The sequence below is a fragment of the Nocardioides pantholopis genome, from assembly GCF_003710085.1.
GTDB lineage: Bacteria > Actinomycetota > Actinomycetes > Propionibacteriales > Nocardioidaceae > Nocardioides > Nocardioides pantholopis.
In genome coordinates this window covers 1,295,144-1,315,632 of the sequence record NZ_CP033324.1, presented here as the reverse complement: position 1 = coordinate 1,315,632, position 20,489 = coordinate 1,295,144, and the positions used below count along the sequence as shown (strand labels likewise).

General features: G+C 71.9%; 19 protein-coding genes. 8 read left to right on the top strand and 11 right to left on the bottom strand.

What is annotated here, in order from left to right:
- The 3 genes from EBO35_RS06275 to metG form a co-directional block, all read right to left on the bottom strand.
- Window positions 1-570 (bottom strand): LURP-one-related/scramblase family protein, encoded by a 570-nt coding sequence (locus tag EBO35_RS06275; protein WP_122816964.1) that lies wholly within the window; start codon window positions 568-570, stop codon window positions 1-3.
- 432 nt (window positions 571-1,002) lie between these two features.
- The gene (locus EBO35_RS06270; protein WP_122816963.1) at window positions 1,003-2,322 is read right to left on the bottom strand and encodes an HNH endonuclease; all 1,320 of its coding nucleotides are present in this window, start codon (window positions 2,320-2,322) and stop codon (window positions 1,003-1,005) included.
- 249 nt (window positions 2,323-2,571) lie between these two features.
- A complete protein-coding gene (gene metG / locus EBO35_RS06265; RefSeq protein ID WP_122816962.1) occupies window positions 2,572-4,359 on the bottom strand; it encodes a methionine--tRNA ligase in 1,788 nt (595 codons plus the stop codon).
- Between the two features lie 59 nt (window positions 4,360-4,418).
- Here metG and EBO35_RS06260 point away from each other — a divergent pair, with 59 nt between their 5' ends.
- The gene (locus EBO35_RS06260; protein ID WP_122816961.1) at window positions 4,419-5,099 is read left to right on the top strand and encodes a GOLPH3/VPS74 family protein; all 681 of its coding nucleotides are present in this window, start codon (window positions 4,419-4,421) and stop codon (window positions 5,097-5,099) included.
- Window positions 5,100-5,123: 24 nt separating this feature from the next.
- Here the strand turns inward: EBO35_RS06260 and EBO35_RS06255 are convergent, their stop codons facing one another.
- From EBO35_RS06255 to EBO35_RS06245, 3 genes are all read right to left on the bottom strand, one after another.
- Entirely contained in the window at window positions 5,124-6,290 is a 1,167-nt protein-coding gene (locus EBO35_RS06255) for a peptidoglycan recognition protein family protein (protein ID WP_127480238.1), read from the bottom strand.
- A 75-nt stretch (window positions 6,291-6,365) separates the two neighbouring features.
- Window positions 6,366-6,971, bottom strand: coding sequence for a mycothiol-dependent nitroreductase Rv2466c family protein (locus EBO35_RS06250; protein ID WP_122816959.1), 606 nt, complete (start codon window positions 6,969-6,971; stop codon window positions 6,366-6,368).
- Between the two features lie 63 nt (window positions 6,972-7,034).
- Window positions 7,035-8,666 (bottom strand): CHAP domain-containing protein, encoded by a 1,632-nt coding sequence (locus EBO35_RS06245; protein ID WP_122816958.1) that lies wholly within the window; start codon window positions 8,664-8,666, stop codon window positions 7,035-7,037.
- Window positions 8,667-8,808: 142 nt separating this feature from the next.
- On the opposite strand from EBO35_RS06245, the gene pepN reads away from it, so the two are divergent.
- Window positions 8,809-11,352 carry an aminopeptidase N gene (pepN, locus tag EBO35_RS06240; RefSeq protein ID WP_122816957.1) on the top strand — a complete coding sequence of 848 codons (2,544 nt, stop codon included), beginning with the start codon at window positions 8,809-8,811 and terminating at the stop codon, window positions 11,350-11,352.
- Between the two features lie 119 nt (window positions 11,353-11,471).
- On the opposite strand, the gene EBO35_RS06235 is transcribed toward pepN, so the two are convergent.
- A complete protein-coding gene (locus tag EBO35_RS06235; protein WP_122816956.1) occupies window positions 11,472-11,852 on the bottom strand; it encodes a DUF5130 family protein in 381 nt (126 codons plus the stop codon).
- Window positions 11,839-12,216 (bottom strand): hypothetical protein, encoded by a 378-nt coding sequence (locus tag EBO35_RS06230; RefSeq protein ID WP_127480234.1) that lies wholly within the window; start codon window positions 12,214-12,216, stop codon window positions 11,839-11,841. The genes EBO35_RS06235 and EBO35_RS06230 overlap by 14 nt, the downstream gene beginning before the upstream one ends.
- Window positions 12,217-12,333: 117 nt before the next feature.
- On the opposite strand from EBO35_RS06230, the gene EBO35_RS06225 reads away from it, so the two are divergent.
- The gene (locus EBO35_RS06225; RefSeq protein ID WP_122816954.1) at window positions 12,334-13,368 is read left to right on the top strand and encodes a mechanosensitive ion channel family protein; all 1,035 of its coding nucleotides are present in this window, start codon (window positions 12,334-12,336) and stop codon (window positions 13,366-13,368) included.
- A 118-nt stretch (window positions 13,369-13,486) separates the two neighbouring features.
- On the opposite strand, the gene EBO35_RS06220 is transcribed toward EBO35_RS06225, so the two are convergent.
- Complete coding sequence (locus EBO35_RS06220) at window positions 13,487-13,912, bottom strand: OsmC family peroxiredoxin (protein ID WP_122816953.1); 426 nt, start codon at window positions 13,910-13,912, stop codon at window positions 13,487-13,489.
- 99 nt (window positions 13,913-14,011) lie between these two features.
- On the opposite strand from EBO35_RS06220, the gene EBO35_RS06215 reads away from it, so the two are divergent.
- A complete protein-coding gene (locus EBO35_RS06215; RefSeq protein ID WP_241153891.1) occupies window positions 14,012-14,386 on the top strand; it encodes a globin in 375 nt (124 codons plus the stop codon).
- Between the two features lie 3 nt (window positions 14,387-14,389).
- Here the strand turns inward: EBO35_RS06215 and EBO35_RS06210 are convergent, their stop codons facing one another.
- Window positions 14,390-15,277, bottom strand: a complete 888-nt coding sequence (locus EBO35_RS06210; protein ID WP_122816951.1) for an acyl-CoA thioesterase — start codon at window positions 15,275-15,277, stop codon at window positions 14,390-14,392.
- A gap of 170 nt (window positions 15,278-15,447) precedes the next feature.
- Between EBO35_RS06210 and EBO35_RS06205 the strand changes: the two genes are divergently transcribed.
- Window positions 15,448-16,662 (top strand): acetyl-CoA C-acetyltransferase, encoded by a 1,215-nt coding sequence (locus tag EBO35_RS06205; RefSeq protein ID WP_122816950.1) that lies wholly within the window; start codon window positions 15,448-15,450, stop codon window positions 16,660-16,662.
- A 37-nt stretch (window positions 16,663-16,699) separates the two neighbouring features.
- Complete coding sequence (locus EBO35_RS06200) at window positions 16,700-17,197, top strand: MarR family winged helix-turn-helix transcriptional regulator (RefSeq protein ID WP_122816949.1); 498 nt, start codon at window positions 16,700-16,702, stop codon at window positions 17,195-17,197.
- Window positions 17,198-17,245: 48 nt separating this feature from the next.
- Here the strand turns inward: EBO35_RS06200 and ettA are convergent, their stop codons facing one another.
- Window positions 17,246-18,928, bottom strand: coding sequence for an energy-dependent translational throttle protein EttA (ettA, locus tag EBO35_RS06195; RefSeq protein WP_122816948.1), 1,683 nt, complete (start codon window positions 18,926-18,928; stop codon window positions 17,246-17,248).
- Window positions 18,929-19,029: 101 nt separating this feature from the next.
- Here ettA and EBO35_RS06190 point away from each other — a divergent pair, with 101 nt between their 5' ends.
- On the top strand, window positions 19,030-19,563 hold the full coding sequence (locus tag EBO35_RS06190; RefSeq protein WP_241153890.1) for a SigE family RNA polymerase sigma factor: 534 nt from the start codon (window positions 19,030-19,032) through the stop codon (window positions 19,561-19,563).
- Window positions 19,560-20,489, top strand: a complete 930-nt coding sequence (locus EBO35_RS06185; protein WP_122816947.1) for a hypothetical protein — start codon at window positions 19,560-19,562, stop codon at window positions 20,487-20,489. The genes EBO35_RS06190 and EBO35_RS06185 overlap by 4 nt, the downstream gene beginning before the upstream one ends.

The following is a 20,489-nucleotide window of genomic DNA, read 5'->3' as shown; positions in this document are numbered from 1 at the left end:
TCAGCGCTGCATCAGAGCGTCGAGCCCGACGGCGACGGCGGCCGCGACGCGGAAGTCGACCTCCGGGTTCGGGACCCGCACGGTGTAGCGGTCGCGGACCGACGCCTGGCGCTCCACGCTGAGGAGCGGACCGCCGGCGGCGTCGGCGAAGTCGAAGTGGATGGGCAGGAACGGGATGTCGGTGAAGCGGCGGATGATCGCGACCGCCTGGCTGCGCTCCTGCCCGGACCCGACATACCCGGGGCCCTCGATGTGGAAGGTGCTGCGCAGCAGGCTCTTGCCGAAGTCCTTGCGGAAGAACCCGAGCTGGTTGCCGGTCTCGTCGAAGATGTCGTAGCCGCTGTTGAGGTCCATCACCGCGCGCGCCTTGAACCCGAAGACCGGCCGGGTCTTGGTCTCGTCGGCGTAGAAGGTGACCTGCTCCTTGAAGGCGAGCCGCTTCTGCTCCGCGAACCCCATCAGCTGCCCCTCGCTGCCGTCGGGGTTGGCCGCGACGAGGCGGTAGCGGTTGGTGGTCATCGCGAACTTCTGGTGGACGTAGAAGGTCGGCAGGTACATCGCGGCTGTCATGTCCGCACCCTATTGACAGCACCGCGCCGTTTCGCACCCGGTGCTTGAAGCGTGGGAATGGTCAAGACCGGGCGGAGGGACGGCTGTCGAGCCGTGACGAGCGCAGCGACCGTCCGGTGGTCGAGCCGCGAGCGCAGCGAGCGTGTCGAAACCACGATCGGCACGCAGCGGGTCTCGACACCCTCAGGCGCCAGGGCGCCTTCGCGGCTCGACCACCGGGAGGGCCAGACGCCAGGGCGCCTTCGCGGCTCGATCACCGGGAGGGCCAGGCGCCAGGGCGCCTTCGCGGCTCGACCACCGGGAGGGCCAGACGCCAGGGCGCCTTCGCGGCTCGATCACCGGGAGGGCCAGGCGCCAGGGCGCCTTCGCGGCTCGACCACCGGGGCAGGTGGTCGAGCCGTGAGGAGCGCAGCGAGCGTGTCGAGACCCCGGTCAGGTGACGATGGTGGTGCCGGTGTGGTCGCGGCGCAGGTGGATGCCGTTCGGGGTGCGCCACAGGAACGTGGTCTCGTCGAGCTTGGTGTAGGTCCAGCTCGTGTGGGTCTTCGCCCGGTGATGGGTGCGGCACAGGGGTGCGAGGTTGGGGTCGGTGGTCTCCCCGTCGCCCGGTGGTCCCTCGCGCTCGTGCCGGTGCCGGATGACGTGGTCGGTGTCCGCGCGGCGGGCGGATCGGCCGCACCACGGGAAGACGCAGCACGGGTTGTTCAGGACGACCCGTTCTGCGATCCGGTCGGGGACCTCGTAGGTGTCGGTGTGCTCGACGTCGGCGAGATCGATCACCGGCTTCACGATCACCTGGGCGTCGGGGCTCGCGCACCAGGTCTTCACCTGGTCCGCGGACACGAACGAGCGGGTCTCCTCGACCCGGGCCAGATGCAGGCCGTCGGTGCCGGCGATTGCCGCCTCGGTGAGGTGGACGTGGATCACGACCTGGCGGGGCCGGCAGCGCTTGGACAGCGAGGCCACCTGGGTCGGGGTGGTGTCGAGGTCCAGGGCGAGCTGGCGGCGGGCCATCTCGCCCACGGCCAGGGACCGGCGGACGTCGAGGGACTCCGCACAGCCGAGCTCACCGAGCACCCGCGCCCCGCGGGCCACAGCGTCCTCGAGGTCGAGGGCGTCGGCGAGGTCCAACTCCCCGTCCACGACCACGGTCCCTCCGAACGAGACCCGGCCGGTGTCCAGGTCGAAGTGCCGCCGGTCGGCGGCAGCGCGACGCTTCTCCTCGGCGCCTGCGGGGTCGAACCGGACCCGGGCCTCCTCGATCAGCCGGTCCAGGGCGGCGTAGCCGATCTTGCCGGCCACCGCGTGGACGTGAGTGTCGACGTACGCAGCACCCTCGGCGGGCAGGGACAGGGTGTTCGCCGCGATCTTGCGGCCCCGCCAGGCGGGCACCGTCCCGGCCCGCACGGCGGCCCAGGTGCGCGGGAGCCGGTGCGCGAGCTCGACCGCCTCGCCGAGCATCGCCCGGGCCGCGTCCGAGGACATCCCCAGCGCGGCGCCCAGCTCGAGTGGCGCAAACTCGGTGACCAACGGAGCCCCCGGCCCCGCGATCGCGACCTCACCCTCCGCGCCCGGGAGGCAGGCCGCGTCGTCCAGGCAGTCGGTCGAGTGCATCGAGGCCCAGGCCACCGCAGCCTCGAGCAAGGCGACCTCGGCACGGTCGGCCACAGCTCGCTGGGACCGGGCGAAGGCCAGCACCGAGGCGGGGCTGTCGCACTCGCCCAGCGGGGCGGGGTTCGGGTCGATGGCCATAGCACATCCTAATCGAACAGGTGTTCGAAGCGCCAGGTCAAAGTGGGGAATGTGGAAGGAATCTTGGTAACGGAGGGCGGGACCGTCAGGCCCAGGCAACCGCCAGCGCGAGAGCCCGAAGGACCAAGACCCTCAACCCCCGCGGCGCTCAGCCGTCTCGTCCGGTGAACGCTGGTCTCGACACGCTCGTCGCTAGCGCTCCTCACAGCTCGACCACCGCGGGGCTCGACCGCCGACGGGGCGCCCGGGTCAGCTCTCCAGCCGGGCGAGCTCCTCCTCGACGATCACCGGGTCGAGCTTGGTGAAGATCGGGGTCGGCTTGGTGACGGGGGTGCCGGGGACGATCGGGCGGCGCTGCCAGGCGGGGACGTCGGTGTAGTCGCCGGTGATGATCGGGTACGGCGCGCCGCCGTCGAGGTCGTCGACCTCCTCGATGCGCGGCATCGGGGCGACGTCGCCCTTGCCCCCGAGGACCTTGTCGACCTCGTTGGCCGAGAACGGCAGGAACGGCGAGAGGACCAGGTTGAGGTCGGCGACGCACTGGGCGACGACGTGCAGGATCGTGCCGAGCCGCTCGGGGTCGTCCTTGATCTTCCACGGCTCGGAGTCCGAGACGTACTTGTTCACCTCGCCGACGGCGCGCATGGCCTCGCCGATCGCCTGCTTCTGGCGGTGCCTGGCGATCAGGTCGCCGACCGTGCCGAAGGCGTCCTCGGCGACGGCCAGGACTGCCTCGTCGGCCGGCGTCAGCGGACCGGCCGCGGGCAGCTCGCCGAAGTTCTTGGCGATCAGGTTCGCGGTGCGGTTGACCAGGTTGCCCCAGCCGGCGACCAGCTCGTCGTTGGTACGACGCACGAACTCCGCCCAGGTGAAGTCGGAGTCCTGGTTCTCCGGCCCGGCGGCGGCCACGAAGTAGCGGAACGCGTCGGGCTGGTAGCGGCTGAGCAGGTCGCGGACGTAGATGACGACCTTCTTGGAGGAGGAGAACTTGCGGCCCTCCATGGTGAGGAACTCCGAGGACACCACCTCGGTGGGCAGGTTCAGCGCGCCGTACTGCCGGGGCGTCCCGCCCTTGGACCCGCGGCCGTCGTAGGCCAGCAGCTCGGCGGGCCAGATCTGGCTGTGGAAGGTGATGTTGTCCTTGCCCATGAAGTAGTAGGACAGCGCCTCGGGCTCGTTCCACCAGGCGCGCCAGGCGTCCGGGTCGCCGGTCCGGCGGGCCCACTCGATCGAGGCGGAGAGGTAGCCGATCACCGCGTCGAACCAGACGTAGAGCTTCTTGGTGGGGTTCTCGCGCCAGCCGTCGAGGGGCACCGCGATGCCCCAGTCGATGTCGCGCGTCATCGCCCGCGGGCGGATCTCCTTGAGGATGTTCTGGCTGAACCGGATCACGTTGGGCCGCCAGGTGCCGGACTCCGCGCGCTCGTCGAGCCAGGCGGTCAGGGCCTCGGCCAGGGCGGGCAGGTCGAGGAAGAAGTGCTGGGTCTCGATGAACTCCGGCGTCTCGCCGTTGATCTTCGAGCGCGGATTGATCAGGTCCGCGGGGTCGAGCTGGTTGCCGCAGGTGTCGCACTGGTCGCCGCGGGCGCCCTCCGCGCCGCAGATCGGGCAGGTGCCCTCGATGTAGCGGTCCGGCAGCGTGCGGCCGGTCGAGGGCGAGATCGCGCCGTACGTCGTCTGCTCGACGAAGTAGCCGTTCTCGTAGACCCCGAGGAAGAGCTCCTGCACCACTGCATGGTGGTTGCGGGTGGTGGTGCGGGTGTAGAGGTCGTAGGAGAGCCCGAGCGAGGCGAGGTCCTCGGCGATCACGCGGTGGTTGCGGTCGGCGAGCTCCTGGGGCGAGACCCCGGCCTCGTCGGCGGCGATCAGGATCGGGGTGCCGTGCTCGTCGGAGCCCGAGACCATCAGCACGTCGTGGCCGGCCATCCGCATGTAGCGGCTGAACACGTCGGAGGGGACGCCGAAACCGGCGACGTGGCCGATGTGGCGGGGGCCGTTGGCGTACGGCCAGGCGACGGCGGACAGCACAGTGCTCATGAGCGAATCCTAGGAGGCACCTGCCGCCCGGCCGCGGCCGGGAGCGCTACGGTCCCTCCATGACCACGCTCATCGCGGAGGACCTGCTGCTCCTCTTCCTCGACGACGACAGCGGGGCGACCAACACCGTCGTCCCGATCCCGACGGTCCTCGGCGGCGCCATCCTCATCGAGCTCGCGGTCGCCGGCGCGGTGGAGGTCCCGGAGCGGACCAGCGTCTGGAAGACCGCGAAGGTCCGCCCGGTGCCGGGCGCGCGGGTCGAGGACCCGCTGCTGGTCGAGGCCCTCGCCACGGTCGCGGAGAAGGAGCGCACCGCGCAGGACCTGGTCGGGAAGCTCGGCCGCGGGACCCGGGAGCGGCTCGCGGCCCGGCTCGTCGAGCGCGGCATCCTCGAGCACCGCAAGGACCGGGTGCTCGGGCTGTTCCCGCGCACCCGCTGGCCAGCTGTCGACTCCCGCCACGAGGACGAGGTACGCCGCGCCCTCACCGACGTGCTGGTGCTGGACGCCGAGCCCGACCCCCGGACGGGGGCGCTGGTCGCCCTGCTGGCGGCCACCGACCGGGCGCACAAGGTGGTGGACCGCGGCAACCGGTCGGCCCGCGAGGTCCGCAAGCGGGCGAAGACCATCTCCGAGGGCGCCTGGGCCGCGAAGGCGGTGCGCGACGCCCTGAGCGCCTCGACGGCGGCGATCACGGCCGCGACCACCACCGCGGCGGTGGCGGGGACCTCCGGGTCCTGAGCGCCGCCCCGCTGGCCGCCCGGCTCAGCTGAAGCGGGTCATCCGCTTCTGCGCCACCCGCCGGATCCACGGGAGCCGCTGGTAGAGCAGCTCGCCGGGGCACGCGGTCTCGTTGCTGTCCCGGTGCCCGTCGACCACGGGCAGGCGCACCTTGACCCCGGCGGCGAACCGGTCGCTGCCGGTGGAGCGGACCCCGACCTTCCCGGTGGCCCGGGGACGGCCGTGCTTGTCGAGCTTCCAGGCCGCGATGTTGGCGACGGCTCGCAGGGACTTCTTGGTGGGCGCCGCCGAGGCGTAGTTCCCGATCATCGCGATCCCGACCGAGTTGTGGTTGAAGCCGAGCGTGTGCGCCCCGCGCACCGGCCTGGCCGCGCCGCCCGCGCGCCCGACCCAGGCGCGCCCGAAGCGGTCGACGAGGAAGTTGTAGCCGAGGTCGGACCAGCCCAGGCTCTTGGTGTGGTAGCTGTACATCCCGCGCACGATGCCGGGCACGTCCGCCTTCGCGTAGCCGTTGCCGGTCGCGCTGTGGTGGACGTGGACCTGGCTCAGGCCGGTGTTGTACGTCGGGCTCCCGTGCCGCCAGCCCTCGTTGGCGCTCCATGCCTTGCGCCCGTGCAGGGTGGGGCGCGGAGCCGCTGTCGCCTTCGTGCGCGCTGCCACGCGGGCACCGGAGGCCGCGACGACCGACGCGTTCGGCGCGGCCGGGGTCGCCGGCGGCCGCTGGTCGGCGGCGCGCCGCCCCGGATCGATGAGCACCAGCCGCACCCTCCTGGGCTTGCCGCTGCGGGCCGACGCGGGCCGGACCTGCACCCGGTCGGACGGCCCGGTCCACATCAGGTCGCTGCCGCGGACGGCGGAGCGGCGCTCGTCCGCCTCGGCCTCGTCGTGCATCGGCTGCACGGTGCGCCAGGCGCCCCAGCGCCCGGCCACGGCCCGGGTGCGCAGCTCGGCCCGCGGCTCCTCGCCGCGCCAGGTGAGCCCCACCATCGAGAACCGGGTGGAGCGCAGCACGCCGGTGCGCAGGCCGTCGAGCGGGACGCTCGCCGAGCGCACGCCGCCGTCGGCCTGCGCGAGTCGGATCGTCCCGGCGGGCGCCGCGCCGGCCCCGGCGGCCCCGGCGCCGGGAGCGGCGGCCAGGGTGCCGAGGACCAGCACGAGTGTGCCGAGGAGAGGAATGCCCGAGTTCTGCATGACTCAACATCATGCGTCACACCCGTCACATCCGTCGAACCCCCGGTCCGCCGCCCGGACGGGGTCGCCGCAGCGTCAGCTGAAGTCGAGCTCGGCCGTGCGCGAGCGCTTGAGCTCGAAGAAGTACGGGTAGGACGCGAGCGCGACGGCCCCGTCCCAGACCTTGCCGGCCTCCTCGCCGCGCGGGATCGAGGACAGCACCGGCCCGAAGAAGGCAGTGCCCTCGATCGCGATCGTCGGCGTCCCGACGTCGTCCCCGACCTGGTCCATGCCGAGGTGGTGGGACTTGCGGATCGCGTCGTCGTAGGACGGGTCGTCCATCGCGTCGGCGAGCGCGGTCGGCAGCCCGGCGTCGGTCAGGGCCGCCTCGATCATGGCCCGGTCGAGCTCCTCGCCCTGCACGTGGCGCCGGGTGCCCAGCGCGGTGTAGAGCGGCAGCAGCGCCTGCTTGCCGTGCTGCTGCTCGGCGGCCATCACGACCCGCACCGGCTGCCACGCGGTCGCGAGGAAGGCGCGGTACTCGTCCGGGATGTCCTTGCCCTCGTTGAGGTAGGCCAGGCTCATCAGGTGCCAGGTCACGGAGATGTCGCGGACCTGCTCCACCTCGAGGATCCACCGCGAGGTGATCCAGGCGAACGGGCAGGCGGGATCGAACCAGAAGTCAGCGTTGGTGGTGGTCATGTCCACCTCCAACAGCCGGCGCCCCGGCTCGATTCCGTCAGGAGCTCCGCAACCCGGACCTGACTAGCGCTTGCGCACCTGGAAGGTCACGGTGGCACGCGAGGAGGTGACGACCGAGTTGCCGGCGTAGGTGACCACGGCCTTGCGCTGACCGGGCCGCAGACCCGCAACGACGAGTGTCAGCTTGCCGCCCACGACCCGGCGCCGCACGGTCCGCCCGTTGGTCAGCACCGCGACCTTGCCCCGCGGCGCCGCCTGGCCGGGCACCCGGACCCGGATCACGAGCTTGACCTTGCCCCGGCCGGGGACCGCACGGCGTACCACCGTGCGCGAGCTCGTCGTCACCTTCGCCGGCGCGGCGAGCGTCTCGACGTGCGCCCGGTAGCCCGGCCGCTGCACGTCGACGCGCACCGCCAGCCGCCGACCGAGGTCGTTCGGACCGAGGCGGTACGCCGGGCCGGCCGCGCCGGCGATCGGCGCCCCGTCGCGCAGCCAGGTGTAGGTGGCCTGGCTGTCCGCCGGCTGGGCGGCCGGCGGCGTCACCCTCAGGGTCGCGCCGGGCCGGGTCTCACCGGACAGTGCCGGCGGGGCGACCACCTCCACGTCACCGGCGTACACCGGGCCGATCGGCGCCGACTCGACGGCGCTCGGGCCGTAGCCCGGCGCCGTGCCGGTCACCTGGACCGTGACCGTCTTGCCGAGCAGGCCCTCGCCGAGCACCAGACGGCGCCCGTTGGCCCCGGGGACGGCCACGCCGTCGGCGTACCACTGGACGGCGCGCTTGGACTCGGCCGGGACCCAGCCGACGAAGGAGGCCACGAGCGCCTGGCCCAGGTACCCCTGGCCCTCGACGGCCGGCACGCCCTGGGGCACCAGCGCGCCGGGGCCGATCGCCGCGGCCGCCGAGGTGACGGTGGCCGAGGAGTGCCCGGAGCGGCTGCCGGTGACCCGCACCGCGAGGCCCTTGCCGAGCTGCGCCGTCGTCGGCGTGTACGTCGCACCCGTGGCGCCGGCGATGGCGGCGCCGTCGAGCAGCCACTGGTAGCTCAGCGCGGTGCCGGCGGTCCAGGTGCCGGGGACGGCGGTGACCGGGACCCCGATCTGCGGCACCGAGCCGAGCGTCGGCGGCGCGAGGTTCTGGACGGTCTTGTCGGTGAAGTGGACGAAGCCGCTGGGCCAGCCGGTGCCCTTGGTGATCGTGCGCCAGTGGAAGGTGCCGCCCCAGCTGTCCTCGGAGATGACGATCTTGGTCGGAGAGATGACCTTCTCGACGACCGCGACGTGCCCGCTGGAGCCCGCCCCGGGCACGTTGGCCTTCCACCAGGCGACCGCGCCGACGGACGGCTTGGTGTCGGTGATCTTCTTCATCGCCACGCCCCAGTTGGACGCGTTGCCGCTGCCCGACCAGGGCCGGGCGGTGGACATGCCGGCCTTGACCATCCGGTAGGCCACGTAGTTGGTGCAGTTGTGGCCGGCGTACATCCGCCACCACATGGTCTTGTTGTTCTTCGCGTTGCCGTAGCCGAAGTGCTTGTAGCCCGCCGCCTTGCAGCCCGAGTACCCGCTGCAGTGGTAGGTCGAGGCGGCGCTCGCTGGTGGCGCCGGCGCCACCAGCAGGCCGGAGAGGAGCGCGAGCCAGCACAGCCACGCGACGGTCCGGCGCGGCCTCTGGGACCCCTGTGACTGCTGATGCACACGTGAACTGTAGTGACAGGATTGTCAAGGCGACACGCCGAGGGGATAATTACTTTGCTGTAATTCGTTTTGTCGGCGCTCTTCCCGCCTGAGAAGCCCGGCGCCGCGCGCCCGTTCGTGTCCGAATGGCAGGATGCGCTCCATGCCTGGAACCAACCTCACTCGGGACGAGGCCGCCACCCGCGCCGCGCTCCTCGACGTCACGTCGTACGCCGTCGACCTCGACCTCACCACCGGCGAGCAGACCTTCGGCTCGACCACCACGATCCGCTTCACCTGCACGGAGCCGGGGGCGGAGACCTTCGCCGACCTCGTCGACGCGACGGTCCACGAGATCACCCTCAACGGCTCGCCACTCGACCCCGCCACGGCGTACGCCGACAGCCGGATCGCCCTGAGCGGCCTGCAGGCGGAGAACGAGCTGGTCGTGCGCGCCGACTGCACCTACTCCCACACCGGCGAGGGGCTGCACCGGTTCGTCGACCCGGTCGACGACCGGGTCTACCTCTACTCCCAGTTCGAGGTGCCCGACGCCCGCCGGGTCTTCACGACCTTCGAGCAGCCGGACCTCAAGGCCCCGTTCACGTTCACCGTCACCGCCCCGGAGCACTGGAAGGTCGTCTCGAACGCGCCGACCCCGCAGCCCGAGCCGGCCGGCGACGGCACGGCCGTGTGGCACTTCCCCGAGACCGAGCGGATGTCGACCTACATCACCGCGGTCGTCGCCGGCGAGTACCACGAGGTCCTCGACAGCTACGAGGGCAAGTTCGGCACGATCCCGCTGGGCCACTACTGCCGCCAGTCCCTGGTCGAGCACATGGACACCGAGGAGCTGGTGAAGATCACGAAGCAGAGCTTCGCGTTCTTCGAGGAGCAGTTCGACTACCCCTACCCGTTCCACAAGTACGACCAGCTCTACGTGCCGGAGTACAACATGGGCGCGATGGAGAACGCCGGCTGCGTGACGCTGCGCGACGAGTACCTCCCCCGCAGCCGCCAGCCGCGCTCGTTCTACGAGTTCCGCTGCTCGGTGATCACCCACGAGATGGCGCACATGTGGTTCGGCGACCTGGTGACCATGAAGTGGTGGGACGACCTCTGGCTCAACGAGTCGTTCGCCGAGTGGGCCTGCTACTGGTGCGAGGCCGAGGCCACCGAGTTCACCGACGCGTGGACCGGGTTCGCGAACGCCCGCAAGCAGACCGGCTACCGCGCCGACCAGCTGCCCAGCACCCACCCGATCGCGGCCGACAACGTCGACCTGCACGCGGTCGAGGTCAACTTCGACATGATCACCTACGCCAAGGGCGCCTCGGTGCTCAAGCAGCTCGTCGCGTGGGTCGGCCTGGAGCCGTTCGTCGGCGGCCTGCGCCAGTACTTCAAGGACTTCGCCTTCGGGAACTCCGAGTTCAGCGACCTGCTGGCCGCCCTGGAGAAGTCCTCGGGCCGCGAGCTCCAGGGCTGGGCCCAGGAGTGGCTGCAGACCGCCGGCGTCAACACGCTGCGCCCGGCCTTCGAGCTCGACGCCGAGGGCGGCTACTCCTCCTTCGCCGTCCTCCAGAGCGCCGCGCCCGAGCAGCCCACGCTGCGCCGGCACCGCCTCGGCATCGGCCTCTACGACGAGGTCGAGGGCCGCCTGGTGCGCCGCGACTACCTCGAGGTCGACGTCGCCGGCGAGCGGACCGAGATCCCCGAGCTGGTCGGGGTCCGCCAGCCGGACCTGCTGCTGCTCAACGACGAGGACCACGCCTACGCCAAGATCCGGCTCGACGAGCGGTCCCTGGCGACCGTCACCAACGGGCTCTCGAAGCTCGACGAGTCGCTCCCCCGCGCCCTGGTCTGGGGCGCCGCCTGGGACATGACCCGCGACGCCGAGATGCCGGCCAGCGAGTTCGTACGCCTGGTGCTGGCCAACGTCGGGGCCGAGACCGACGCCTGGGGCGTCACCCGGATCCCGTCGTACGCCGCGACCGCCGTGGAGTTCTACTCCGCCCCGGAGCACCGCGCCGGGCTCCAGGCCGAGTGGGAGGCCGGGCTGCGCGAGCTGATGCTCGCCGCCGAGCCGGGCAGCGACCACCAGCTCACCTTCACCCGGTCCTACGCCGCCGCGGCACACAGCGACGGGGCGCTCGCCGACGTCCAGGGGCTGCTCGACGGGACCTTCGCCGTCGAGGGCCTCGCGGTCGACCAGGACCTGCGCTGGTCGCTGCTGACCGCGCTGGCCGCCGCCGGCCGGGCCGGGGACGCCGAGATCGACGCGGAGCTGGAGCGCGACCACACCATCGCCGGCCGCGAGAAGGCCGCGGGCGCCCGGGCGGCGCAGCCCACCGCCGAGGCGAAGGCGCAGGCCTGGGCCGCGATCATGGACCCGGCCACGCCCAACGAGACCTCCCGGACGATCGTGTTCTCGATCTTCCGCTTCGGCCAGGAGGACGTGCTCGCGCCGTACCTGGAGAAGTACCTGGAGGCGGCCGACACCGCGCTGGACTCCCTCGGGTTCCACAAGGGCTCGGTGGTCCTGGAGTACGGCTTCCCCAAGCCGCTGGGCTCCGCCGCCGTCCTCGAGCGCCTTGACGAGTGGCTGGCGTCCAGCACCGCCTCCCGCGGTGCTACCCGGTTCGTGCGCGAGGGGCGGGCCGACGTGGCCCGGGCCCTGGCCGCCCAGGAGCGCGACGCCCGCGCCTGAGCCGGGCCGAGGAACGGGTCCGGGGCGGGTCCGCCGCGCAGGTCGCGGCGGGCCCGCCCCGGGCCTTCTCCGTCAGCACGAGGCCGAGGCAGGGCTCCAGCCGGCTCCAGAGCGGCTAGCTAGCCGGCGTGCAGGGTCGGCGGTGCCGTGGCGTGCTCGCCGAGCATCGAGATGCCCCGGCGCAGTCCCCCGACCAGGTCCGCGGCGGCGAACGCCGAGCGCATCTGTACGGCGACCAGAGCGACCTCGCGGTCGGTGAGCCGGCGGCGCACGTCGCCGCCGGTGACGATCTCCAGGACCCGGCGCAGCGGGTCGACGAGGATCAGGACGCTGCGCGCGGGCGCGACCAGCGTGTTGTGCAGCCGGGTCGCGAAGGTCCGCGGGTCGCCCTCGGCGCTGCCGAGGAAGACCGAGAACTCGAACCTCGAGAGCTGCTCGGCCTGGCGGATCGCCAGGTCGAGCTCGAAGCGGTGTGCTGCGTTCAGCTCACCAGCGGGCACTTGCTCCGCCCGCCTGCGACGCCTCGCCGTCGGGGCCGGCGAGCTCGTCGGTCTTCTTGCTCGGACCGCCGAGCCACTGGCCGTCCACGGCGGCCGGGCCGGAGGTGAGGCCCTCGCCGCGCAGCAGCCCGGGCAGCGCCACCGCGAGCGTGATCAGGATGCCGAGCACCACGGGGATCCCGGCGATGATCATGAACATCTCGACGCCGTTGATCGCTTCGGGGTCCGACCAGCCCTCAGGCACGTCGGCGCCGGCACGGCCCGGCAGGGTCACCAGCGCGGCGGTCGTGGCCAGGACCAGCGCGGTCCGGCGGGCGCGGAAGGTACGGCGGGCGGGCGCGGGCTGCGCGGGCTGCGTGGTCACCACCGCAGGATATCGCCCCGTCGATCCGGCCGGCTCCGGGGTCTGACGCATCACAGCGCCCGCGCGGAGCGGTGCGCCCGGTTCGCATTGCCCGGCTCGATCTGAATACTGGGGCCCATGCGTGCCCTGGAGACGACAGCCCCCTGCGATGACGGCGAGCAGGTGTGCCGGGCGGCCCTGGAGCTGACCGGCAACGACACGGTCGCCGAGGTCGCCGACGTGCTGATCGGCACCCCGCTCTCGATCGCCGGGCTGGTGCTGCTGGCCATGGTGATCCGCTGGGTCCTGCACAAGCTCGTGGACCGCCTGGTCGCCCGCGCCGAGGACGGGATGTTCCCCCAGGGGGTCAGCCGGTTCGCGATGCGCCGCACGCGCGCCGAGGCGACGATGAGCGAGGTGGGCCTCGCCGGCGCGGCCGCCACCCGGCGCGTGCAGCGGGCCAAGACGATGGGCGACCTGCTCAAGAGCATCATCACCGGCGTCCTGGTCGCGATGTTCGGCACGATGGTCCTCAGCGAGCTCGGCGTGAACATCGCCCCGATCATCGCCAGCGCCGGCATCATCGGCCTGGCCCTGGGCTTCGGCGCCCAGTCGCTGGTCAAGGACTACCTCTCCGGCATCTTCATGATCTTCGAGGACCAGTACGGCGTGGGCGACGTCGTCGACGTCGGCGAGGCCAGCGGCACGATCGAGGCGGTGACGCTGCGGGTGACCCGGCTGCGCGACCTCAACGGCACTGTCTGGTACGTCCCCAACGGCGAGATCATGCGGGTCGGCAACATGAGCCAGAACTGGTCGCGGGCGGTCATCGACGTCAGCGTCGGGTACGGCGAGGACCTCGCCCGGGTGCAGCGGGTCCTGCACGACATCGCGGTGGACCTGTGGCGCGACGACGACTTCCGGCACCTGATCATCGAGGAGCCGGAGGTCACCGGGGTGGAGATGCTGGCCGCGGACGCGGTGCACCTGCGGGTCCTGGTCAAGACGCTGCCGCTGGAGCAGTGGGCGGTGGGTCGCGAGCTGCGCCAGCGGATCAAGGCCCGCTTCGACCACGAGGGCATCGAGATCCCCTTCGCCCAGCGGGTCGTGTGGCACCGCCAGGAGCAGGCCGACCACCAGCGCGCCGCCGCCGAGGACTCCCCCGCGAGCTGAGCGCCCCCGGCAGCCAGCCCGCAGGCAGCCCGCAGCCAGCCGACAGACAACCCACAGACAGCCCACAGACAGCAGGGCCCGGACCGATCGGTCCGGGCCCTGCTGCGCGTGGTGCGTCTCAGCCGAGCGAGGCGTCCAGCGTGATCGTCGTGCCGGAGAGCGCCTGGCTCACCGGGCAGCCGGCCTTGGCGGCCTCGGCCAGCTCGACGAACTTCGCCTCGTCGAGCCCCTCGACCGTGCCGACGACTGTCAGCTTGATGCCGGTGATGCCGGTGCCGGGGGTGAGCTCGACCTCGGCGGTGGTGCGCAGCGAGGTGGCCGGGGTGTCGTTCTTGGCCAGTCCGTTGGACAGCGCCATCGAGAAGCAGGACGAGTGCGCGGCGGCGATCAGCTCCTCGGGGCTGGTCTTGCCGTTGGCCTCCTCCGCGCGCGAGGGCCACGACACGTCGTACGTGCCGATCCCGGAGGACTCGAGGGTGACCTTTCCGGAGCCCTCGAAGAGGGTGCCTTCCCAGTTCGTGGTCGCCTGGCGAGTGGTGGGCATCTGCGGATCACTCCTCGTGAGATGGGGTGCGGTGCCGGTACGTCGCGAGTCTTGCACGCCGCTGTGCGCTCCGGTTGGGGGCGTTGCGAGAATGGGCAGGTGAGCACCTTCTACGACGACATCGGCGGCTACGACACGATCCGGCTGATCGTGGCGAAGTTCTACGAGGGCGTCGCCACCGACGAGGTGCTGCGCCCGATGTACCCCGAGGACGATCTCGGGCCCGCCGAGGAGCGGTTCCGCGACTTCCTGGTGCAGTACTGGGGCGGACCGTCGACCTACTCCGAGCGTCGTGGTCACCCGCGGCTGCGGATGCGGCACGCGCCGTTCCAGGTCACCCCCGAGGCGGCCGAGCACTGGCTGACCCACTTCCGCACCGGCCTGGACGCCGCCGACCTGACCCCGGAGCAGGAGGCGCAGTTCTGGGACTACGTCACCCACGCCGCTCAGTTCATGGTCAACACCCTGGAGTGAGGCTCAGCCGCCGGGTCGGGGCTCGGCCGCCGCGAGCCCGGCGAGCAGCTCGCGGTAGCCCTCCGGCGGGGCGGTCGAGCGCTGGGTCTTCAGGTCGAAGAAGACGATGACGACCCGGGCCCGGGCCAGCACGGTCGTCGCGTCGCAGATCTCCGACTCGATGGTCATCGACCGGTTGCCGACCCGGGTGACGGCCGACCAGACGTCGTACGGCTCGCGCCGGAACAGGATCGGCAGCCGGTAGTCCACGTCGGTCTGCGCGACGACGATGGAGAGGTCCGGGAGCGGGTGCGGCGCCGCGCGGCGCAGCTTCTCCATCAGCCAGATCCGGGCCTCCTGGAGATACTCGAAGTACTTCACGTTGTTGACATGGCCGTAGACGTCCACGTCGGAGAACCGGACCTGGACCGGGTAGTGGCCGGCCTCGCCGTGCGGGACCGGGCCGATCGCCGGGGTCCGCTCCAGCGGTGCCTCCAGGTACGGCGCCAGGGCCTCCTTCTCCTCCGCCGTCAGCCGGCGCGGGTGCTCACCGCCGAAGACGTACGGCGCGAGCACCGTGGTCGCGCGCAGGTGGACGCGGCGTCCCTCGGCGGCCTCGGGGTCGTCCTGAAAGACCTCGTAGGCGAGCGTGAACGAGCCGGTCCGGATCTCGGTGACCCAGCACTCGATCTTCACGGCGCGGAACGAGAACGTCAGCGGCGCGACGTAGGAGACCTCGTGGCGGACCACGACGACTCCCTCGGCCAGCTCGCCCAGGCGCACCGGACGGACCGCGGCGCGCAGCAGGTCGACCCGCGCCTCCTGGAGATAGTCGACGTAGACGACGTTGTTGACGTGCCCGAGCAGGTCCAGGTCGGCCCACCGCATCGGGCACTCGTAGAGGTGACGCACCCGGGCGATGCTGCCAGAGCCGGCCGGGGCCCGGCGCAGTGGGCGCACCAGTGGGCGCACTGCACAGGCCCGCCCGGCACCGCGCCCGGAGACGTTCGCAGACGTTCGCAGACGACCTGCCGGAGTCTAGGGTGAGCAGTCCAGCACCCCCGAGACGCAGGAGAGTCCTCATGCCCGAGGCAGTCATCGTTTCCGCCACCCGCAGCCCCATCGGGCGTGCGAACAAGGGCTCGCTCACGGACTTCCGTCCCGACGACCTCTCGGCGCTCGTCATCCAGGCGGCCCTGGACAAGGTGCCCGAGCTGGACCCGACCACGATCGACGACCACTACCTCGGCTGCGGCCTGCCCGGCGGCGAGTCCGGCAACAACATGGGTCGCGTGGTCAACGTGATGCTCGGCCTGGACGGGGTCCCCGGCGCCACGATCACCCGCTACTGCTCCTCGTCGGTGCAGACCACCCGGATGGCCTTCCACGCGATCAAGGCCGGCGAGGGCGACGTCTTCATCTCCTCCGGCGTCGAGACCGTCTCCCGCTTCGCCAAGGGCACCTCCGACCACCTGCCCGACACCAAGAACCCGCTCTTCGAGGACGCGCAGACCCGTACCGTCCGGGCAGCCGAGGGCGGCCAGCAGTGGGACGACCCGCGCCAGAGCGGCGCGCTGCCGGACATCTACATCGCGATGGGCCAGACCGCCGAGAACGTCGCCCAGTTGCGCGGCCTGGACCGCAAGGAGCTCGACGAGTTCGCCGTGCGCTCCCAGAACCTGGCCGAGAAGGCCATCGCCGACGGCTTCTGGGCCCGGGAGATCACGCCGGTCACGACCCCCGACGGCGTGATCGTCTCCCAGGACGACGGCCCGCGGGCCGGGGTCACCTACGACAGCCTGGCGCAGCTCAAGCCCGTCTTCCGCCCCGACGGCGTCGTCACGGCCGGCAACTGCTGCGCCCTCAACGACGGCGCCGCGGCGGTGGTCATCATGTCCGACACCCGCGCCGCCGAGCTCGGCATCACGCCCCTGGCCCGGATCGTCGCGACCGGCGTGTCCGGCCTCTCCCCCGAGATCATGGGCCTGGGCCCTGTCGAGGCGACCCAGCGGGCGCTGGCGTCGGCCGGCATGAGCATCGGCGACATCGACCTGGTCGAGATCAACGAGGCGTTCGCCGCCCAGGTCGTCCCGTCCTACCAGGAGCTCGGCATCGACCTCGACCGGCTCAACGTCAACGGCGGCGCGATCGCGGTCGGCCACCCCTTCGGGATGTCCGGCGCGCGCCTGCAGAACACGATGCTGAACTCGCTGGAGTGGCACGACAAGACCACGGGCCTGATCACGATGTGCGTCGGCGGCGGACAGGGCATGGCGCTGATCCTCGAGCGCGTCTGAGCGGCCCCCGGGCCGGGCGGCAGCCTAGACTGCCGCCGTGACCGACTCGGACGTGCGATGGCTCGACCCGGACCAGCAGCGCTCCTGGCGGGCGCTGCTGGTCGCCACCACGCTGCTGTGGTCGCGACTCGACGACGAGTTGCGCCAGCGGTTCAACCTCTCGCTGGCCGAGTACGAGATCCTGGTCCGCCTCTCGGAGGCCGACGGCCAGATGCGGATGGCCCGGCTGGCCGACGCGCTGGCGCACAGCCGCAGCCGGGTCACCCACACGGTCGCCCGGATGGAGAAGGCCGGTCTGGTGCGCCGCTCGACCTCGCCGGACGACGGCCGCGGCATCCTCGCCAACCTGACCGAGCGGGGCCGCGAGCTGCTCGTGCGGGCCGCGCCGGTCCACGTCACCGGGGTGCGCGAGCACCTCGTCGACCTGGTCAGCGAGGCCGACTTCGCCGCCATGGGCAGGGTGATGAACGCGGTCGCCGACGACCTCGTCTCGGCGCACCCGGAAGTGGACATCCGCGGCCTGCCCACGTCGTGATCGACGCCTGAGCCGGCCGCGGACGCCCTTCCGCGGATCAGGACCTGCTCAGTCGCGGGTCAGGCGTCGGTGCGTCACCCGGTGCGGGCGGGCGGCGTCGACACCGAGGCGCTCGACCTTGTTCTCCTCGTAGGCCGCGAAGTTGCCCTCGAACCAGAACCAGCTGGCCGGGTTCTCGTCGGTGCCCTCCCAGGCCAGGATGTGGGTGGCGATCCGGTCCAGGAACCAGCGGTCGTGGGAGGTCACGACGGCACAGCCCGGGAAGTCGAGCAGGGCGTCCTCGAGCGAGGAGAGCGTCTCGACGTCCAGGTCGTTGGTGGGCTCGTCGAGCAGCAGCAGGTTGCCGCCCATCTTCAGGGTGAGCGCCAGGTTGAGCCGGTTGCGCTCACCGCCGGAGAGGACGCCGGCCTTCTTCTGCTGGTCGGGGCCCTTGAAGCCGAACGACGCGACGTAGGCGCGCGAGTTCATCTCGAAGTTGGCGACCTTGATGAAGTCCAGGCCGTCGGAGACGACCTCCCAGACGTTCTTGTTCGGGTCGATGCCGCCGCGGCTCTGGTCGACGTAGGACAGCTTCACGGTCTGCCCGACGTTGAGCTCGCCCGCGTCGGGCTGCTCGCTGCCGGTGATCATCCGGAACAGCGTGGTCTTGCCGACGCCGTTGGGGCCGATGACGCCGACGATGCCGGCGCGGGGCAGCGAGAACGACAGGTCCTCGATCAGGGTGCGATCCTCGAAGCCCTTGGTCAGGCCCTTGGCCTCCAGCACCACGTCACCCAGGCGCGGTCCGGCCGGGATGTTGATCTCGGAGGTGTCGATCTTCCGGGCGCGGTCGGCCTCGGCGGCCAGCTCCTCGTAGCGGGCCAGGCGCGACTTGCTCTTGGTCTGGCGAGCCTTGGCGTTGGAGCGGACCCACTCCAGCTCCTTCTCGAGCATCTTGGCGCGCTTGGCGTCCTTCTGCCCCTCGATCTTGAGCCGGTCCTTCTTGGTCTCGAGGTAGGTCGAGTAGTTGCCCTCGTAGCCGTGGATCTGGCCGCGGTCGACCTCCGCGATCCACTCGGCCACGTTGTCGAGGAAGTACCGGTCGTGGGTGATCGCCAGGACGGCGCCCGGGTAGGACTTCAGGTGCCCCTCGAGCCACTGCACCGACTCGGCGTCGAGGTGGTTGGTGGGCTCGTCGAGCAGCAGCAGGTCGGGCTGCTGGAGCAGCAGCTTGCACAGCGCGACCCGACGGCGCTCACCGCCGGAGAGGTTGTCGACGATCGCGTCCGGCGGCGGGCAGCGCAGCGCGTCCATGGCCTGGTCCAGCCGGGAGTCGAGGTCCCAGGCGTTGGCGTGGTCCAGGTCGGTCTGGAGGTCGCCCATCTCGGCGAGCAGGGTGTCGAAGTCCGCGTCGGGGTTCGCCATCTCCTCCGAGATCGCGTTGTAGCGGTCGAGCTTGCCCTTGATCTCGCCGACCGCCTCCTCGACGTTCTCCAGGACGGTCTTGCCCTCGGTGAGCGGGGGCTCCTGCTGGAGCATGCCGACCGTGGCCCCGGGGTCCTTGATGGCGTCGCCGTTGTTGGGCTGGTCGAGCCCGGCCATGATCTTCAGCAGCGACGACTTGCCGGCGCCGTTGGGGCCGACGACGCCGATCTTGGCGCCGTGCAGGAACGAGAGGGTGACGTTGTCGAGGACGACCTTGTCACCGTGGGCCTTACGGACATTGCGCAAGGTGAAGACATATTCCGCCATGGTCCCCGAGCCTAGTTGCCGAAACCCCTGAGACCTATCGCGGGGTCGCGGCGTCTGGGAAAGGAGAGGCCACCCGGCCTCCCGACACCGAAGGAGGACCGGTGCGACCCATCTCCCCCAGGGATGCGCAGTTCTCGGAGTTCGTGGTGGCGCGCTCGCCGCAGCTCTACCGCAACGCGCTGCTCCTCACCACCTCGCCCGACGCGGCCGAGGACCTCGTCCAGACGGCGCTCGCCAAGGTGTACGCCGCCTGGTGGCGGGTCCGCGGCGCCGAGGACCCGGTCGCCTACGCCCACGGGGTGCTGATCAAGGCGTTCCTCTCCGAGCGGCGCCGGCGCAGCAGCACCGAGGTGCCCGTCGCCGAGACCCCCGACGTCGCCGCCCGGGACCCCGACGTCGCCGAGCGGCTCGCGCTGATGGCCGCCCTGGCCACGCTGGCCCCCGTCGACCGGGCAGTGGTCGTGCTGCGCCACTGGGAGGACCGCACGGTCGCCCAGACGGCCGACGCCCTGGGCATCACCGAGGCGGCGGTGAAGAACCGCAGCCTGCGCGCGCTCCGGTCGTTGCGGGGCGTGCTCGAGCCGCGCCCGGCCCCCGTCACCACCCCCGAGATCGCTCAGCGGAGGACCCGATGACCAGTCCCGAGACCAGCCCCGAGACCAACCCCGGAACCAGCCCCGAGCAGGACCTGCACGACCTCTTCGACCGCACCATGCGCGGAGTCTCCCCCGACGTGGCAGGCCTCCACGACCACGCCGTGACCGCCGGACGTCGGCTGCGTCGACGCCGCAGGATCGAGGCCGCCGTCCTGGCAGCCACCACCGTGGCCGTGGTCGCCCTTCCCCTGGCCGGGAGCGGGGACGACACGCCCAGCCGGGGGGTCCCGGCCACGTCCACCGACGTCTCGGTCAGCCCCTCCCCCGACGGCAACGCCGAGCCGACCCCCGATGCGAGCGCGACGGCCACCCCCACGCCCGGCGGGGCCCTGGTCGTGCCGGAGCCGGAGGCGACACCGTTCGCCGCCCGGCCGGGATGGTGGGACATGCCGGTCGGCCCGATGCTGTCGCGCCTGCGGGCCCGACTGCCCGAGGGCGTCACGATCGCGTCGTACGAGCGGCGCGCCACCGACGCCGCCCCCGGAGAGCCCACGAGGCTCCAGGGCACGCTGAGCGCCACCCTCGCCGACGCCGACGGAGTCCTCGGCAGCATCGAGGTGATGCTCGTCCAGCTTCCGGACGACCCGGACGCGCGGGCCGCCCAGCTCGCGCAGGACCTCGGCTGCGACCTGTCCGGGTGGGACTTCCAGGAGCTGGCGGGCCCGCCCCGGTGCGAGAACGACGGACCCGACACCCGGTCGGTCTCGTTCACCGACCGGGGCGTGACCTACCACGAGGCTCGCCGACGGGTCGGTGACGGCCAGATCTATGTCGCCGTCGCCAACTCGACCGAGCGCAAGTGGGGTCCGCCGGCCTCGGCAGGACCGCCGGCGCTGCGGCCGAGCCAGGTGGCCGCCATCGCCGCCGACCCGGCCTGGACCAGCTGGACGCCGTCGCGCCGCTGA